Source organism: Arthrobacter sp. GCM10027362 (assembly GCF_042679445.1).
Taxonomy (GTDB): Bacteria; Actinomycetota; Actinomycetes; order Actinomycetales; family Micrococcaceae; genus Crystallibacter.
In genome coordinates this window covers 1-689 of record NZ_JBHTML010000432.1, presented here as the reverse complement: position 1 = coordinate 689, position 689 = coordinate 1, and the positions used below count along the sequence as shown (strand labels likewise).

1 protein-coding gene is annotated in these 689 nt (G+C 74.3%); it reads right to left on the bottom strand.

Annotated features, from left to right (window positions below; translation table 11 throughout):
• Positions 1-660: glycosyltransferase family 9 protein (locus ACFQ36_RS23185; RefSeq protein WP_377017975.1), on the bottom strand; the 660-nt coding region annotated here is incomplete at its 3' end.
• Positions 661-689: the final 29 nt, after the last annotated feature.

Sequence of the window (689 nt, the reverse complement as noted above, 5' to 3'; positions counted from 1 at the left end):
CACGACGACGCGGTGCCCGGCGGCGGCCAGCAGTTCGACGGCGGCGGCATGGTGCAGCGGCGGCCAGGCGCGCGCCGGCACGGCGGCACCCGGATGGACCGCGATGTAGGCACCCTCGCCCACCAGGTGCGAGACATCGGGTACGTCCCGCACGCGCAGCCGGCCGTCGTCGCCGGCCGGCAGATCGTAGCCGGCGGCCCGGACGATGGCCAGGGCGCGCTCGGCTTCCGGCTGGTCCTCGGGAAAATCTTCGCCCGGCTTCAGCCGCACATCCAGCAACGAGCCGGCATAGTCGGTAGAGGCCCCGGTAATGTGCCGCACGCCGGCCAGCCGCAGCATCAGCGCCAGCGGCAGCGGGGATTGGTGGAAGGAGGTCAGGATGATGGCCTCCTCCACGCCGGCGCCGGCGACGAGCTCCCGCAGCTGGCCCAGGTGCTCTTCGGTCACCTCGGGGGCCGGATCCACAATCCAGGGCGCCGCCCACACCAGCACGCCGCCTACGTGCGGCAGCAGCCCGGCCGCGTCCGCTCCCTGCGGGCCGCACAGCGCCAGCACCTCGTTGCGGCGGCCTCCGCGTCCGGCCGCCACGGCGCGTATGGCAGGACCGGCCAGCAGCACGTCCCCGGCGCTGTCCAGCCGCGCCACCAGTACCCGCCTCATCGGCCTGCACCCCACAGCAACTCGATGGC